Here is a 14,893-nt window from a genome sequence, read left to right as displayed (position 1 = left end):
AGCAGCAGACGAACAGAGATAAACGGAGTTGGTGTCGTTTTCACCCAATCCTGCTGCGGTCTTTGAATGCGGCGGCAAACAAGGCAAGTTCACTTAGCCATTACCGTCGAGCGGAGGTCGCGGGCGATCACCGCCCCCCCTGAAATCGGTTGATACCGTCCCTTTGAAACAGCGGGGGAAAAACGGATATGTATCGGTCGCGAAGTAAACATAACGTCCGCCAACCATCGCCCCGTTGCATTCGTCCAGGTCACCCGATCCCGCGATGAATTCGTAGTCCTGCACATAGGTACCGTCATACGCGCCACCGGGACCTGAGGGGCGGTCGCCACTCTTCAGTTGCCATGACGATTTCACCGCGGTGCCTAAGTAGTGGATTTCGAAGCCATCTGCCGCATAGCCGAAAAGCGTCCCGTCAAGCCCGTCGGTCACTGCAGAAGGAATACCGTGATAGTGGTACATCCCGTCACCGTCTACGTGCGCGTTTTGCGCGTCCATGACGAGCCCACCGACGCCCTCTACATTCCAACCCGAAGAAGGATCGCGCGAATAACCGCGCTCAGACTGCGCGTCATAGTATTCCGCCGTGCCCGGTCGCAATGGAATGCCGTTCACCGTGATGCCCGAGATACGGACCCGGCGAGTGATGTTGTCAGTCAGTTCAGGCGTTGCATCCATGCAGAACCTATGGTCTTGCGCTTGCACGGTAGCCCCTTCCCGCCATGTGCCAGTTTCGTGGTCCGGCATACCATCGGATGCGATGCAGCGCTGCCCCCCCTCGACGGTGATCGTTCCATGCGCATGGACCGCCTGGGCGGTCAAAAGTGTCACGGCGAGCGTGGTGATACATGTCTTCATGATAAACTCCGAATGCTTGGATAATCATCTAACGGTTGTAGTGACGATTTCCGTCGGGCGTGGTCTCAGCCCGAAGCGGCGCCTTGCAATGATCATGCAAAGAGCGATTTTGAAACACACCTTTTGACCAAGGCCGTAACAGAACGTCAGATCACTGAAGCGGCACACCGTCGGCAAGAACTGATGGCGATGATGCTTGTGCATCTCGAAACCACTCGGCGTTTGTCAGGCAGCCGCAATCCGCACTGATCGCGCCCAGAACCGCCATGACAGCAGCGCTCCAGCAAAGGCCAGCCCGACTACAAGGCCCAGCCACAGGCCTACCCCGCCCAGGCCGAGCGTGAACGCCAGTATATAGCTCACCGGCATGCCGATAATCCAATAGCTGATTGTCGCCATGACCATCGGCACAGCCGTGTCCTGTACGCCGCGCAGAAGGCCCAGCGCCATCACCTGCAGCCCGTCGACCAGTTGAAAGAGGGCCGCAACGATGACGAAACTCGCCCCGATCCGCACAAGCGCATCCCGGTCCGGGTCAGTGGGGTCGACAAAGAGGCCAACAAGGACGTCGGGGAAAACAAGGAAAAGGGCAGATGTCACCACCGCATAAAGCGCTGACATCGTCATCGCAGTTGCGCCGCCCTTACGCAGTGACATCTCATCGCGCCGGCCCAGCGCACGCCCGGCCCGCACAGTCGCGGCCTGACTGAACCCGATATGGACCATGAAGGCCATGCTCGCCAATTGGATCGCGATGCCGTGCGCCGCCAGTTCCAGCGCCCCAATCCAGCCCATCATGACGGCCGAGGCGCTGAACAGCCCCCCTTCGGCGAGCGAGGTCAGTCCAATGGGCCAGCCCAGACGATAGACGCTGGCGAGGATATCGCGATCGCTGCGCCAGAAATTCCGAAAGAGCTCAAACTGCGGCAACTTCCACAGCGTGTACCCAATCAGGATCGCCACCGTCACAAGGTTGACCGTCAGCGACGCAATCGCCGCGCCCTCAATCCCCAGTTCGGGCGCCCCCCAATTGCCGAAGATCAGCGCGTAATTGACGAAGACATTCACAACAGCCGCGCCAATCGTGGCCCAAAGGATGATCGCCGCGTGCTCCAGGGCAGCTAGAAACGACTTCATCGTCATCACAATCAGCGCCGGGATCATCTGCCAGATGACAATCTGCAGATAAAGATGCGCAAGTGCGGCCACATCCGGGTCCTGCCCAATGGCGATCAGGATATCCTCGGCCCAGAAAAACGGCAGCGTGACGGCGGCCCCATAAAACAGCGACAGCCACAGCCCCATGCGCGTCACACGGCGCACCTGCCGCTCGTCCCCCTCTTCGGCCGCAGCAGCAACCATGGGCGTCACGGCTTGCGCAAAACCCGCGCCGACGATGAACACGATAAAGAACATCGTGCTCGCAATGGTTGAAGCCGCCAGGGCAGTGACATCATACCACCCCAGCATGATCGTATCGGTAATATGGATGGCAAACATCGCCAGATTGCTGAGGATCAGCGGCGTCCCAAGCTTCCAGATCGCCCTGGTGTGGTCCTGATATGTTTGGGCGACATATTCCATACGCCAAGCCTTAGGATGGAAGTGACGCAGGGTCCATAGACATCACACATCCCCCCGTGGCAGTTTGGCAAAAATGGGGGACTTGGCGGATGTCGGAATTTGGATCCTTGCAGAACGATGCGGTGACGTTTTTCAACACGCTCGCCGACAATAACAAGCGCGAGTGGTGGCAAGAGCACAAGGCGACCTACGAGACGCAACTGAAGGCGCCCGCCCTGGCGCTTCTCGACCAACTCACCGCACCCTTGAGCAAACTGGCCGACGCCCCCATCAAATCCAAACTCTTCCGCCCGCATCGCGATGTCCGCTTTTCCAAGGACAAGACGCCCTACAACACCCATCTGCACATGATGTGGCAGATCGACAGCGATGCGCCGCAAAACCCGGTCTTTTTCTTCGGGATCGGGCGGACTTATACGACGGTGGGCGTGGGCATGATGGGGTTTGACAAGCCGGTCCTGACGAATTGGCGCAAGATGGTCGATCTGGACACCGACCGCATTCTGGGGATTGTCGAAAGCGTCACCGATCAGGGTTTCACCTTGCGCGAGCCGGACCTCAAACGCGTGCCGTCACCCTACGATCCGGACCACAAGGCGGGGCATCTGTTGCGCATGAAAGGCCTGACCGCCAGTCGTGAACTGGATAAGATCACCGACCTGAAGGGCCAGATCATGGACACCTTCACCGCCGCCTGGCCGATCAACGCGCTGCTGATCTCGATTGCTGAAGCGTAGGTTCTTTGCGGCAACAGGCTCCAGCCACCCTTGGTAATGCACCATCAAAGCACCGGTCAGCGGCGCGCTCAGCCGCACATCGAAATTGAACCGCCCGTCTTTCGCAAATTCGCGCGCTTCACTGACAGGCAGCAGAAAGCGCGGCAGGGGGACGGGACCCAGACGCCCAGACAGGACGGGAAAGTGCAGCGCGCCCTCCGCCACATGCAGCCCCAGCCGAAAGGTGAAAGGACCAAACCGCTCGGTCATATAGGTGCCCTTGATGCGCAGGTGTGACTGAAAGGTCTGCTCGCCAAAGCGCCGCTCCCACGTCTCGCCCGCCCCATCCGGGGTCATCAGAACCGACACAGCGATATCGTCCGTCGCAACGGGAAACCGAAAGAGCGCGGCCAGAAACCGCGCCCAAAGCGACGGGCCGCGCGTCACCCGTGCTCGCCCGGTCAAGCGCAGCGGCGCGGGTACCAGATGGCCCGCCTGCACGACATCTGGCAGATCGGCAAAGGCCCGCCCCAGAAAGCGTGGGAAGAGCGGAGTAATCTCTTCATCGACCACCTCCGTCGTCACGGCGAGGTCGTTCATCGCAGCCTCCACGGCCTCACGCGTCACCTCTCCAACGGCGGGTCGTGCGCCCTGACCCACGGACTTTGGATCGCGCAGAATAGCTCGTGCGGCGACCGCCGGGATAAACGGCCCCTCGCCCGCTTGCGCGACAAGCCGCCAAGTTCTGCGCCGCCAAAGCGCGCCGTCTCGCGCCGTGACCGCGACGGACATACCGCCAACATCGGTCCCGAACGGCTTGAGGCATGCAGCGATCCACAAGAGGAGGCTGACAAACCACGGTACGATGCCAAAGCCCAGACGCCCACGCAGCCACGAAATCACAGCCAACGCATGATTCATGACGGGCAATTCCATCCCCGCCCGGAACTTGACCGTTTGCGCGTCAAATGCCTCACCGAACAATCGTGTATCCGGCACCTCCATCAGCCAACCCTTGCGGATCAGACCCTGGCCCAGATCGAAGGTCCGGGGTCCCGACCAGCTGCGGCGCTCGACCCTTTCACCGGCCACATGCGTCTCAAAAGGCATGCCGCATTGGTTCAAAATACTCTCCACCACGGCCCGCCCGCGCGGCGCGCGGTTGCCCGGCAGGATTGCGGTGTCGATCATCTCGATAGCATCGGCCTCGCCTGCCAAATCCGCGACGATGGCGGAGGAGAGCGCGGGCACGCTCGACGCACCCGACAGCACGAAGACACCCGCCCCCTTCGCCGCAGCATCAAGCTGCGAGATACCGGTGCAAAAGGCGGGATCATCCGCCAGATCGAGGTAATGCGCACCGTTCGCGATACAGCCTCGCGCCAACAGGTAAGGATCATTGCCATAGGCGTGAAACGGCCCCGCAGCATCAACCACGATGTCAGGCTTCGCGTCCCAGATCGGGCTGAGATCACCTGCACGATCACAGACGATCACCTCCAGATCACGCCCATCGACAAAGGCGTCCGCCTTTGCCTGCGACCGCCCCGCGACCACAACCTGATGCTCGTCGCGATCCAAGAGGTCCACCAGCCGTGATCCAAAAACGCCATACCCGCCGAGGACGACGACTTTCACGCCATCAACCTCGCCCGGAACGCCGGATCAGGCAGCGCGCACATATCGCCGCGCCCGAAAACGGCATATCGATTGCGCGCCACACGGGCATAAAGCCAATCGCGCAAAGGACGCGGCACGAGCCGCAGCACCGAACAGACGCGGCCCCAGCCACCCGCGCGCTCACCCAACCGGATCACCGCATCAAAGTCGCGCCAGACCGTGCCATCCGCGATGAAAAGCCACGAATCCGGGTCAATCGGATCAAGCCCGTGCGCGCGCATCAGTGCCGCACCCGTCGCGGACTGGATCGGCGCAATGCGAATATCACCCGTCCGGTCCAGACGGTGAATCATCCGCGCACCCCAACTGCACAGGGCGCAATCGGCATCCATGACGGCGACGGGGTGGTCAAACTGGGTCATCGGCTCTCCAACGGGCGTCACCCCAATGCTAGCGCCCGGCGTGCCTTGCACCAGCGTCACAACGTCACCTGCCTGTCGCTTCGAATTTCCCCATCAGATAAGCGCCGGACATGACCGGCGGATAGGCATCCGACCCGTCCAGCGGTACAATCTCGGCATCCCAATCGGGCTGATGGAAAAAGGCCAGCGACTGACGGGCGGGTTGCCCGGGCCGCGCGATCACCCGGTGCAAAGTGCTCACCCAACGATCCGCGGTCCAGCGCGCCATCAGATCGCCGATATTGATCACAAACGCATCTGCGGGGGCTGGCACGTCAACCCACGTCTCGCCCTGCATCACCTGTAATCCCGCACTGCCGGGCTGCGGCAAGAGGATGGTCAACGACCCGTAATCAGTATGCGCGCCGGCCCTTTGCTGACGCTCCAGCGGGGCATCAACCGTCGCAGGATAATGCAGCGCTCTGAGCGCCGAGATTGGACGCCCAATCAACGGATCAAAATGGCCTTCGGGCAATTGCAAAGCCGCCGCGAAGGCGCGCATAATCCGCTGCGCCAAATCCTCCATGACCGTGTAATACGCCTCCCAAGCCGGGCGAAATCCGGGCAGATCAGGCCATGGCGTGGGCCGATAGCAAAAGTCCAAAGCCGCCTGCGACGCCCCGGCTGGGACGGTCAACGGGCCGCCATTAAAACTCTCCTTCAGATCGGGTGGCGTCTCCACGCCTTTTGAGAGCGCGAGCGCCTCCGTATCCGGCCCAAGATAGCCGTAGGGATAGCCTTTATGAGGTGGCGCCACGGCCTGTTTCGCCGTCGCCTCTTGCGCAAAAAACGCCCGCGCCGCGGCCCAAACATCATCAATCAGGTCCTGTGGCACTCCATGCCCTTCCAACACCAGAAACCCCGTTTGTTGGCAAATGCTGTCCAGACGCGCTGCCGCGGTGGCCCGTTCCTCGCCCTTGGCGGCTTCAAATGCGGCGAGGTCGAAACGTGGAAAGGTCATGTCAGTCCCAAATGTCAATGTCGGGGTCGGCCAAGGCGAACCAGTCCGGCTTTCGGTCATCGTAGACCGATACAGTGGGTGGCGGCAGATCACCCGGCGCAAAGGCGCCCACGGGGATGGCGATACCCAGCACCGCGCTGTTTTCGTACCAGACGGTCACACCGCAATGTGGGCAGAAATGATAGGTGATCTCGCTGCCCTCATCCCCGATCCGAGTGTAAGATCGGCTATCCCCTGTCATTGTCACCGATTCTGCCGCGAAGCGCGCATTCCACGAAAAGGCACTGCCGGTGCGTGTACGGCAGGCGTGGCAATGGCATATGGCCACGCGGATTGGCTCCCCCGTGACTTCCGCCTTCAGCGCACCACAGGCGCAGGATGCAGTCCGGGTCATCCCAAAACCTCCCGCCATGAGTGTTTCGGCGCAAAACCCACCATCCGCTTGGCCTTGTCATTGGCGTACATCGTCTCGTCGGGGCGCATCTGACGCTGGACAGGCACCCCCTGATAGAAGCGGTCGATGACCTCATCCGACGTGATGCCTACCGACAAATCATCGTTGGCGACGTTGAACACCTGATAGCCGAGCCCGTCTGTCCGCAGACAGCAATCGACCATATGACCCAGGTCGCGGGCATCGATGTAGGCAAAGATGTTGCGGCGGCGCAGCGCGGGGTCATCCATGAACGCCGGAAACTGCTCTGCATATTCATGTGGCTCGATCACGTTGTTGATCCGCAGCCCATAGACATCTGCACCGGTTCTCGCCTGAAACGAGCGTGCCGTCGCCTCGTTACAGACCTTTGACATCGCATAGCTGTCATGGGGCACCGTCGGGTGATCCTCATCGAGAGGAACATAGGCGGGCTTCACCTCACCATCGGCAAAGCAGACACCGTAGGTCGTCTCTGAACTGGCAAAAATCACTTTGGGGATGCGCAGCTTCACAGCAGCCTCGATCACATTATAGGTGCTGAGCGTGTTCTGCCGAAAACACTCCCCATCCGTGCCGATCATCACGCGCGGCACGGCGGCGAAATGCACTACCGCGTCGTAACGCGGCATACCGGTGCCCTCGTCAAGCTCATGAAAATCGGTGAACTGTGACATCGCACCAATCACCTGGCCCGCATCACAAAGATCGATCAGCAATTCCGAACACTCCAGCCCGGACGGCACGCGATCCACGTTTATCACGCGATGCCCCTGCTCCAAAAGATGCCGGATCGCCCATCTGCCCGCCTTGCCGCTGCCACCCGTAAAGAAAACCCGCATCCTCGGCCCCCTCTTTTTGTGGAGCCTATCGCGAGGTTTTGGGCAACCGCAACCACACAGCGTTTGGCGATGACGGCCGCGCGCATTTCGACAACCATGGCGTCTATTCATTTGTCCGGCAGACCGTTAGGGTAGGACTCAAGCCAAGACCAAGGGGAGGGGCAGATGCGTATTATCGCCGCAGCAATGGGCGTTCTTGCTGCAACTTCAGGCTATGCCGAGAATCGCATCGACATAATTCGCCCCGACGCACCTGAACTCGCCGCTTTTGGAGAGCATAAAATCGGCGTGACCACGATGTCTTTCACCAATCCTGACCAGATTGATGTAGTGAACACGAATGAGACGGATGAGCCGCCGCTTTATGACAGGTCACTCACCGTTGAAGTCTGGTACCCTGCGGTTGAAAACACCGTTTCTGGCGGCACTTACACCGCAATCCTGCGCGATGGCGTAGCGACTGCAGAGCTGACAGGTCAGGCCGCCCGCAATGCAGCACCCGACACGTCCGAGACCTATCCGCTTGTCGTGATCTCGCATGGCTACCCGGGCAACCGTTTCCTTTTGTCGCCATTGGCCGAGAATCTGGCATCCAAAGGCTATGTGGTCGCCTCGATCGACCATCCCGACAGCACCTACGATGACCAATCCACCTTCGGCTCTACCCTTGTGAACCGGCCATGGGATCAGCGATTTATCGTCGACAGCCTCACGACACTGAACGGCGACCTTGGCGCGATCATTCAGGACGATAACGTTGCAATTATCGGGTACTCCATGGGGGGCTATGGCGCACTGATCTATGGTGGCGCAGGCGTCACGCTTATCAGCACCACCTATGAATGGGGTGCGCCACAGGGCCTGCTTGAGCGGAATATGATGGGTACGGAGACCCATGCAGGCCTTGCCGATGATCGCATCAAAGCCATCGTGGCATTTGGCCCGTGGGGCAACAATACCGGGTTCTGGGACGCAACGGGTTGGGCCGGGATCAACAAACCACTCATGCTGATCGCGGGCAGTATCGATGACGTGTCGCAATACGATGCAATTCGCGGCATCTTCGATGACAGCATGAATACAACACGACATCTGCTGACGTTTGAGAACGCAAATCACAATGCGGGCGCCCCGATGCCCGCCCCCGCCGAAAGCTATGCCTTTTCTGAGACACTTGGTTATGCACCGTTTGATCACTACGCCGATCCGGTCTGGGATAATGTCCGCATGAACAATATCAGCCAGCATTTCGTTACCGCCTATCTGGACCTGCATCTGAAACAGGACGAGGTGAAGGCGCGGTATTTTGACCTCACGCCAGTAGCCACAGATGGGCTTTGGTCGGTTGATGAAAACGGCGAGGAGACGCCGGAACATGGCTATTGGACGGGCTTCCCGAATAGGACGGCGGCTGGCCTGCGGTTTGAAACCAAGCTCGCGGGCGAATAACTGCTGTTTGCGCCACGGAGAAATCTGACTTTGCCGCCTACGCCGCGTTCACGGCAAGAGACAAGGATTTAGCAACCTCAGCGAACGCCATCGTACAGCCCAGAGTTCCAGTTGTTGCATGATGCACGAGCGTCGGTTTTCGACTTCACTAGGCCTGGGCGCGCGTGATCTCGCGGATCAGATCATTTGTCTCTGGTCGCGTCGTTTGGTGCCGATAACGAAGAGCGGAAACAGTGCGCGATATTTCCAGGCCGTCGATGGGTATCGACACGAGGCCCCTGTCTGCGGGAATTGCCGTGGTTGGCAAGATCACGGCACCCGACCCTTGCCGTGCAAGTTCAACTAACCACTCCACGCGATTTGACCGATAGGCTGCGTAGAGTTCGTGACCCTGATCAGCACAGGTCCCATGCAAAGCGTCCCGCATTTCGCAATTTGGTCGGTCAAGCAGGTCAGCTTCAGCAAGAGTTGAAAGAGAAATGGTATTGAGTGCAGACAATGGATGCGACTTGGACACCGCTACCTTGTAATCCTCTTCATAGAGCCGGTCTATGCGATAGAGGTCTTCACTGACCTTCTCTGCCGTGACGACGACGTCAAATTCACCATCTCGCAGTCCGGCAAGAAGCTCGGAAGACGACGCCACGATCAATTCGATCTCGACTTGCGGCAATCGCGCACGAATACGCTCCATCGCTGCCGAAATTCTGTTGTGTCCAATCGTCTCGCCAACGCCGACAGAAATTGGAACCCGCTCCAAACGCATATGACGGACCGCCTCCGCCTTGGCCTGCCGCGTCTCATCATGAACCTTCTGTAGCCTTGGCTGCATGAGTTTTCCAAGAGCCGTAAGCCTGCATCCCGCACGGTCCCTGATAAACAGCTCACCGCCAAGTTCGTCTTCAAGTTTCTTGATCGCAGTCGTCAAGGAAGGTTGGGAAACATTGGAGGCGCTGGCTGCATGCGTAAAGTTTCGGTGCTCGCAGACAGCGAGAAAATACCTGATCTGGTTCATTTCCATCGCCGCATTCTCCGCCACATCTCAATCCGGGGCACCAAAGCAACTTCCATAGCCGTTGTCTATCAAAGAATAGAAGTTCGGAATTGGAGTCGAAGGCATCCGGCATGGGACAAGAGTGCATCGAAACCAAACACGATGAACTTCAAAATCAGGAGACGACCATGAAAACGCAAATCCTCCAGACACTCGCCGCACTAGCTATGATCACAACCTCCGCAACTGCACAGGACAACCCCATGGAAAATCACACTGCCAGCTACATCGCGATGCCCGCCGCTGAAGGCCAGACCGAAGCATTCGCTGAATTTCTGGCCGGAGCGGCCCCGATTGTGAAGGAAACCGAGCCGGGCACTGTGCTTTGGTTTGCACTTGAGGCGGGCGATACACTCGCTATCTTTGACATCTTCGCAGATGAAGAAGCGCGCAACGCTCACTTCGCAGGCGCTGTGGCGGCGGCTTTGAACCAAAACGCGGACGCGCTGGTCGCCGGGGGATGGGACGACGGTGTTGTCGCGAATATCAGCAACTCCGATGTTCTGTCGGTGAAGGCGCCGGTCGATCTCTACACGGCGACGACCGCAACTTACATCAAGATCGAAGCTGCTCCGGGCAAAGGGCCTGAATTGGCAGCCTTGCTGACAGCAGCTGGCCCCATTGTTGCAGACACCGAACCCAAGACATTGTTCTGGGCGGCGCTGCAGATTGACCAGAACAACTTCGCCATCTTCGACATCTTTGCCGACAACGCGGGCCGCGAAGCACACTTTGCCGGACAAGTGGCCGGGCTACTGAATGAAAAGGCTTCGGAATTGGTTTCTGGCGGATGGGACGACGGTGTGGTGGCAAACATCCACAATTTCGACATCCTTGCTATCAAGTGATCTGAGCAGGAAGTGCCCGGTGCGACGCATCGGGTGCTTTGCTGTTTGAATTCACAATCACCCTAAAGCGGCCGAGCGTGGAACTGCAGCGAATTGGCGCTTAACCCGCATTTCAACCCTTTGCCCTTTTAAGCCGCTTGGGGGCGACTAGGATCACATCGAGCTAGGGCCTCAGTAGATACGCTTGCGATATCCGCACGATGGAACCCAGACAATCTCTCGTCATCTCGGCCATCTACAATGAACAAAGGTTCACTTTCGTTTCCGCGTGAATACCATCTTCTGATCCAATAGGTCCGTGCGTGCGCCCATCCATGCGTAGGCCAGAAGTGCGGGTTCATTTATTCCCACGGTGATCCGGTGCAGGTGCTCTGGCGGGTTAAAGATCATGGACCCCGGCACATAGACGCCCTGATGGTTCTCGGACACCGCACCTGACAGGCAGACATAGCTTTCAGTAATCCCCTGATGCGCATGAGCCGGGTAGGTGCAGCCTGGTGCGAAGAGGACGATCCCAAGAATGATCTCTTCGCTGACCACTGGGCCACCCGGCCCTGTAACTTCTGCATATGCGTAGCTGTCAACCAGTCCCTTTGGCACCTTCTCGTAGCCATATTGCCACGACAAATCCGGCATCACGGATTCCAGGGCGCGCACCATCGCACCCATTCGGTCACCGCGCCCTTCATCCAGCGCACGCTTGAGATGCGCCGTGACGGGCTTCGTCGCAGGTGGTTGCGTGCGGATCAGCGGATTGGCTTTCAAAACCCGGCTGATCGCCTCGCGCACGGCGCGTTGATGCGTCCGAATCCGGCTACTGCCGCCGGAGGGCAGATAGCGATAAAGCTCATAATATTCCTGCAACAGATACCGCCAATCCGGCAGATCGCGCAGGTGGGGCTCAGCGGGATCGACAAGGTTCTGCATCACGCACCATCAACAGGTCTCAGCCCCTGTTGGCACAAGCTCGCCGGGCCGCCAAGGGCACACTGCATCATCGCTCGAAATTCGGGCAGGTTTTGTCTCAGCCCACCATTGCGGCGGCTTCCCCCGCCTCGCCTGCTCTGGCATAGTAGCTGCCAAATCAAAAGAAATGAGCAGCAGCCATGGCCGATGACCTCCTTTCCGGGGCCGCCCCCGATGACTACAACGCCGACAGTATCGAAGTGCTGGAGGGGCTGGAGCCTGTCCGCAAACGCCCCGGCATGTATATCGGCGGCACCGACGAACGGGCGCTGCACCACCTCGTGGCCGAGGTGCTGGACAACTCCATGGACGAGGCCGTCGCAGGCCATGCCAACCGGATTGAGGTGGACCTGCACGCCGACTATTCCATCACGATCAAGGATAACGGGCGCGGTATCCCCATCGACCCGCACCCCAAATTCCCCGACAAGAGCGCTTTGGAGGTCATCCTCTGCACGCTGCACGCAGGCGGCAAATTCAGCGGCAAGGCCTACCAGACCTCCGGCGGTCTGCACGGTGTCGGCGCGTCGGTGGTCAACGCGCTCAGCGACTCCATGGTCGTCCAGGTCGCACGGAACAAGGAGCTTTACGAACAACGCTTCTCCCGTGGCGTACCCCTAGGCAAAGCCGCCAAAATCGGCAGCGCCCCCAACCGCCGCGGCACCACTGTCACCTTCCACCCCGACGCCGACATCTTCGGCCACCACAAATTCAAACCCGCCCGGCTCTTCAAATCCATCCGGTCCAAAGCCTATCTCTTCTCCGGTGTCGAAATCCGCTGGAAATCCGAGATCGACGACGGCGAAACCCCGCTAGAGGCAACCTTCCACTTCCCCGGCGGCCTCTCCGACTACCTCAAGGAAACGCTCGGATCAGCGACCACCTACGCCGACAAACCCTTCTCCGGCACCGTCGACTTCCAGGAAAAATTCGGCGAACCGGGCAAGGTCGAATGGGCGATCAACTGGACGCCCGTGCGCGACGGTTTCATTCAATCCTACTGCAACACCGTGCCGACGCCCGAGGGCGGGACGCATGTGACCGGCTTCTGGTCCGCGATCCTCAAGGGCATCAAGGCGTATGGAGAACTCGCTGGCAACAAAAAAGCCGGCCAGATCACCCGCGATGACCTGATTTCCGGCGGCTGCGCGCTCGTCTCCTGCTTCATCCGCGACCCCGCCTTTGTGGGCCAGACCAAAGACCGGCTCTCGACCGAGGCGGCGGCCAAAATGACCGAAGGCGCCGTGCGCGACCATTTCGACAACTGGCTTGCGGCAGACACGAAATCCGCAGGCGCGATCCTCGATTTCCTTGTGCTCCGGGCCGAGGAACGGCTGCGCCGCAAGCAAGAAAAGGAAACCGCCCGCAAGAGCGCCACCAAGAAACTGCGCCTGCCCGGCAAGCTAACCGATTGCACGTCCAAGGACCGGGCAGGCACGGAGCTTTTCATCGTCGAGGGCGACAGCGCTGGCGGCTCCGGCAAAGGCGCCCGCGACCGGACGTTCCAAGCGCTCCTGCCCCTGCGCGGCAAGATCCTCAACGTGCTCGGCGCGGCCTCCTCAAAGCTCTCCTCCAACGCCGAAATCAATGACCTTTGCGAAGCGCTCGGCGTCGGCATGGGCACCCGCTTTAACGTCGATGACCTGCGCTATGACAAGATCATCATCATGACCGACGCGGATGTGGACGGCGCCCATATCGCCTCACTCCTGATGACCTTCTTCTTCACGCAAATGCGCCCCCTGATCGACCACGGCCACCTCTACCTTGCCTGCCCGCCGCTCTACCGGTTAACGCAAGGCGCGCGGCGCGTCTACGTCGCCGACGACGCCGAAAAAGAGGCCGTTCTGGCCAAGGGCCTCGGCGGCAAAGGCAAAATCGACGTCCAACGCTTCAAGGGCTTGGGCGAAATGGACGCCAAGGACCTCAAAGAGACCACAATGGACCCCGCAACCCGCAAACTGATCCGTGTGACCGTGCATGATGATGAGCCGGGAGACACAGCCGACCTGGTCGAGCGCCTGATGGGCAAAAAGCCCGAATTGCGGTTCCAGTACATTCAGGAAAACGCGCGGTTTGTGGAGGAGTTGGATGTATAGAGCGCTATGAAAAAGATTGCCCTTTTAGGCGGTGTGGCGACGCTAGTCTACATCGGCGTGTTGACGTTGATAGTTGCAAACAACTGGCAAAGTTTTTCGAACCTCCAACCAAATGCCTGGGGCGATCTTTTTAGCAGGTTCTGTGGGGCCATTGGCCTTGGTTTGGGTGGTACTGAGCTTCTTTCTGCAAGGAAACGAACTGCGGAACAGCATTAAATCGTTAGACATGCAAACAGAGGAACTGAAGCAATCAGTACGCGCGCAGTCTGACTTGGCCAAAAGCTCTAGTGAGCAGATAGAATTCCAAGCACGAACAAGAGATGCAGACCTTTGGTTGGAAATTCGGAAAGCCGAATTGGATGTAAGAAACAATCTGCTAATGATTGACCGCCTATTGCCAGTAGTTAAGAGATCAAGAATGGGCGCGCTTGCCGCGCGCGGCATGGCAAATAGCGGAGCAAGAGAGCAGTTTGAAAGCGATCTATTGAAGATCAAAGAAGGCGTAAATCAAATTGATGCCCCGCTGAATAGCAAATTCCCAGTGTCGTTGTCTGAGATCAGCATAGAATCGGTCCACCATGCAGCCCTGATTTACGATTTGAACGCTAATTCGTCTTTTCTTGTTGGTCAGCTGAACGAGTACCTAGAAGAAGACAAAGTTGAGGCTGACCGGCGATATCAAGAGGCGCACCAAAAGCGCCCACACAACTCTTAGGAAAGCGTGTGCCGCTAATCAACAATTCGCAATATCTCTGAAGACATCATCACGTTCAAACTTGCTCATGTAGTATTCCAGAAGGGCAGCGCCCGGACCTCGGGGTGGGCGCACCGACGGATCCGTTTCGTGGGACATCGCCATAACTGCTGACGACAGTGCTATTCGAACCGCCGCAAAAGCGCCCTCCCCGTGGGGGAGGTCCGGGCGCTACCCGACAAGCCGGGCGGGACATCTGCAGCGGAGCGCCTCTTACTTAGGGTGGGTGAAACCCACGCGTCCTAATC

General features: G+C 59.0%; 13 protein-coding genes and 1 pseudogene. 5 read left to right on the top strand and 9 right to left on the bottom strand.

Going from position 1 to position 14,893, the window contains the following annotated elements; all coding sequences use genetic code 11:
- Nucleotides 1–93 precede the first annotated feature (93 nt).
- Together SLH49_RS06625 and SLH49_RS06620 are read right to left on the bottom strand one after the other, a co-directional pair.
- Nucleotides 94–858, bottom strand: coding sequence for a YHYH protein (locus SLH49_RS06625; RefSeq protein WP_320268343.1), 765 nt, complete (start codon nucleotides 856–858; stop codon nucleotides 94–96).
- Between the two features lie 225 nt (nucleotides 859–1,083).
- Complete coding sequence (locus SLH49_RS06620; RefSeq protein ID WP_320268342.1) at nucleotides 1,084–2,442, bottom strand: MATE family efflux transporter; 1,359 nt, start codon at nucleotides 2,440–2,442, stop codon at nucleotides 1,084–1,086.
- 89 nt (nucleotides 2,443–2,531) lie between these two features.
- Here SLH49_RS06620 and SLH49_RS06615 point away from each other — a divergent pair.
- Nucleotides 2,532–3,098, top strand: a pseudogene (locus SLH49_RS06615) (TIGR02453 family protein); the annotation flags it as partial.
- On the opposite strand, the gene SLH49_RS06610 reads toward SLH49_RS06615, so the two are convergent.
- From SLH49_RS06610 to SLH49_RS06590, 5 genes are all read right to left on the bottom strand, one after another.
- The gene (locus SLH49_RS06610) at nucleotides 3,015–4,796 is read right to left on the bottom strand and encodes a DUF4166 domain-containing protein (protein WP_320268341.1); all 1,782 of its coding nucleotides are present in this window, start codon (nucleotides 4,794–4,796) and stop codon (nucleotides 3,015–3,017) included. The pseudogene SLH49_RS06615 and the gene SLH49_RS06610 sit on opposite strands and share 84 nt — an antisense overlap.
- A complete protein-coding gene (locus tag SLH49_RS06605; RefSeq protein ID WP_320268340.1) occupies nucleotides 4,793–5,200 on the bottom strand; it encodes a thiol-disulfide oxidoreductase DCC family protein in 408 nt (135 codons plus the stop codon). Before SLH49_RS06605 ends, SLH49_RS06610 begins: the two co-directional genes overlap by 4 nt.
- A 64-nt stretch (nucleotides 5,201–5,264) precedes the next feature.
- On the bottom strand, nucleotides 5,265–6,200 hold the full coding sequence (locus tag SLH49_RS06600; RefSeq protein ID WP_320268339.1) for an isopenicillin N synthase family dioxygenase: 936 nt from the start codon (nucleotides 6,198–6,200) through the stop codon (nucleotides 5,265–5,267).
- A 1-nt stretch (nucleotide 6,201) separates the two neighbouring features.
- Nucleotides 6,202–6,594, bottom strand: a complete 393-nt coding sequence (locus SLH49_RS06595; RefSeq protein ID WP_320268338.1) for a GFA family protein — start codon at nucleotides 6,592–6,594, stop codon at nucleotides 6,202–6,204.
- Entirely contained in the window at nucleotides 6,591–7,475 is an 885-nt protein-coding gene (locus SLH49_RS06590) for an NAD(P)-dependent oxidoreductase (RefSeq protein ID WP_320268337.1), read from the bottom strand. Before SLH49_RS06590 ends, SLH49_RS06595 begins: the two co-directional genes overlap by 4 nt.
- Before the next feature lie 165 nt (nucleotides 7,476–7,640).
- On the opposite strand from SLH49_RS06590, the gene SLH49_RS06585 reads away from it, so the two are divergent.
- Nucleotides 7,641–8,924 carry an alpha/beta hydrolase family protein gene (locus SLH49_RS06585; RefSeq protein ID WP_320268336.1) on the top strand — a complete coding sequence of 428 codons (1,284 nt, stop codon included), beginning with the start codon at nucleotides 7,641–7,643 and terminating at the stop codon, nucleotides 8,922–8,924.
- A 148-nt stretch (nucleotides 8,925–9,072) separates the two neighbouring features.
- Here SLH49_RS06585 and SLH49_RS06580 read toward each other — a convergent pair whose 3' ends face one another.
- Nucleotides 9,073–9,963: a LysR family transcriptional regulator gene (locus SLH49_RS06580; RefSeq protein ID WP_320268335.1), complete on the bottom strand. Its 891-nt coding sequence runs from the start codon at nucleotides 9,961–9,963 to the stop codon at nucleotides 9,073–9,075.
- Between the two features lie 143 nt (nucleotides 9,964–10,106).
- Here SLH49_RS06580 and SLH49_RS06575 point away from each other — a divergent pair, with 143 nt between their 5' ends.
- Entirely contained in the window at nucleotides 10,107–10,826 is a 720-nt protein-coding gene (locus SLH49_RS06575) for a hypothetical protein (RefSeq protein ID WP_320268334.1), read from the top strand.
- 252 nt (nucleotides 10,827–11,078) lie between these two features.
- Here SLH49_RS06575 and SLH49_RS06570 read toward each other — a convergent pair whose 3' ends face one another.
- Nucleotides 11,079–11,753, bottom strand: coding sequence for a dimethylsulfonioproprionate lyase family protein (locus tag SLH49_RS06570; protein ID WP_320268333.1), 675 nt, complete (start codon nucleotides 11,751–11,753; stop codon nucleotides 11,079–11,081).
- A 179-nt stretch (nucleotides 11,754–11,932) separates the two neighbouring features.
- Here SLH49_RS06570 and parE point away from each other — a divergent pair, with 179 nt between their 5' ends.
- Both parE and SLH49_RS06560 read left to right on the top strand, forming a co-directional pair.
- Entirely contained in the window at nucleotides 11,933–13,891 is a 1,959-nt protein-coding gene (gene parE / locus SLH49_RS06565; protein WP_320268332.1) for a DNA topoisomerase IV subunit B, read from the top strand.
- Nucleotides 13,892–13,964: 73 nt separating this feature from the next.
- On the top strand, nucleotides 13,965–14,606 hold the full coding sequence (locus tag SLH49_RS06560) for a hypothetical protein (protein ID WP_320268331.1): 642 nt from the start codon (nucleotides 13,965–13,967) through the stop codon (nucleotides 14,604–14,606).
- Nucleotides 14,607–14,893: the final 287 nt, after the last annotated feature.

The sequence above is a fragment of the Cognatiyoonia sp. IB215446 genome (assembly GCF_033963825.1).
In the GTDB taxonomy this organism is placed as follows: domain Bacteria; phylum Pseudomonadota; class Alphaproteobacteria; order Rhodobacterales; family Rhodobacteraceae; genus Yoonia.
This window is presented reverse-complemented; position numbering and strand designations above follow the sequence as displayed.

What these genes read in the sequence shown, in the direction of transcription:
- SLH49_RS06625 (WP_320268343.1), bottom strand. Translation starts at nt 858, where the DNA reads ATGAAGACATGTATCACCACGCTCGCCGTGACACTTTTGACCGCCCAG.
- SLH49_RS06620 (WP_320268342.1), bottom strand. Translation starts at nt 2,442, where the DNA reads ATGGAATATGTCGCCCAAACATATCAGGACCACACCAGGGCGATCTGG.
- SLH49_RS06605 (WP_320268340.1), bottom strand. Translation starts at nt 5,200, where the DNA reads ATGACCCAGTTTGACCACCCCGTCGCCGTCATGGATGCCGATTGCGCC.
- SLH49_RS06600 (WP_320268339.1), bottom strand. Translation starts at nt 6,200, where the DNA reads ATGACCTTTCCACGTTTCGACCTCGCCGCATTTGAAGCCGCCAAGGGC.
- SLH49_RS06595 (WP_320268338.1), bottom strand. Translation starts at nt 6,594, where the DNA reads ATGACCCGGACTGCATCCTGCGCCTGTGGTGCGCTGAAGGCGGAAGTC.
- SLH49_RS06590 (WP_320268337.1), bottom strand. Translation starts at nt 7,475, where the DNA reads ATGCGGGTTTTCTTTACGGGTGGCAGCGGCAAGGCGGGCAGATGGGCG.
- SLH49_RS06585 (WP_320268336.1), top strand. Translation starts at nt 7,641, where the DNA reads ATGCGTATTATCGCCGCAGCAATGGGCGTTCTTGCTGCAACTTCAGGC.
- SLH49_RS06575 (WP_320268334.1), top strand. Translation starts at nt 10,107, where the DNA reads ATGAAAACGCAAATCCTCCAGACACTCGCCGCACTAGCTATGATCACA.
- SLH49_RS06570 (WP_320268333.1), bottom strand. Translation starts at nt 11,753, where the DNA reads ATGCAGAACCTTGTCGATCCCGCTGAGCCCCACCTGCGCGATCTGCCG.
- parE (WP_320268332.1), top strand. Translation starts at nt 11,933, where the DNA reads ATGGCCGATGACCTCCTTTCCGGGGCCGCCCCCGATGACTACAACGCC.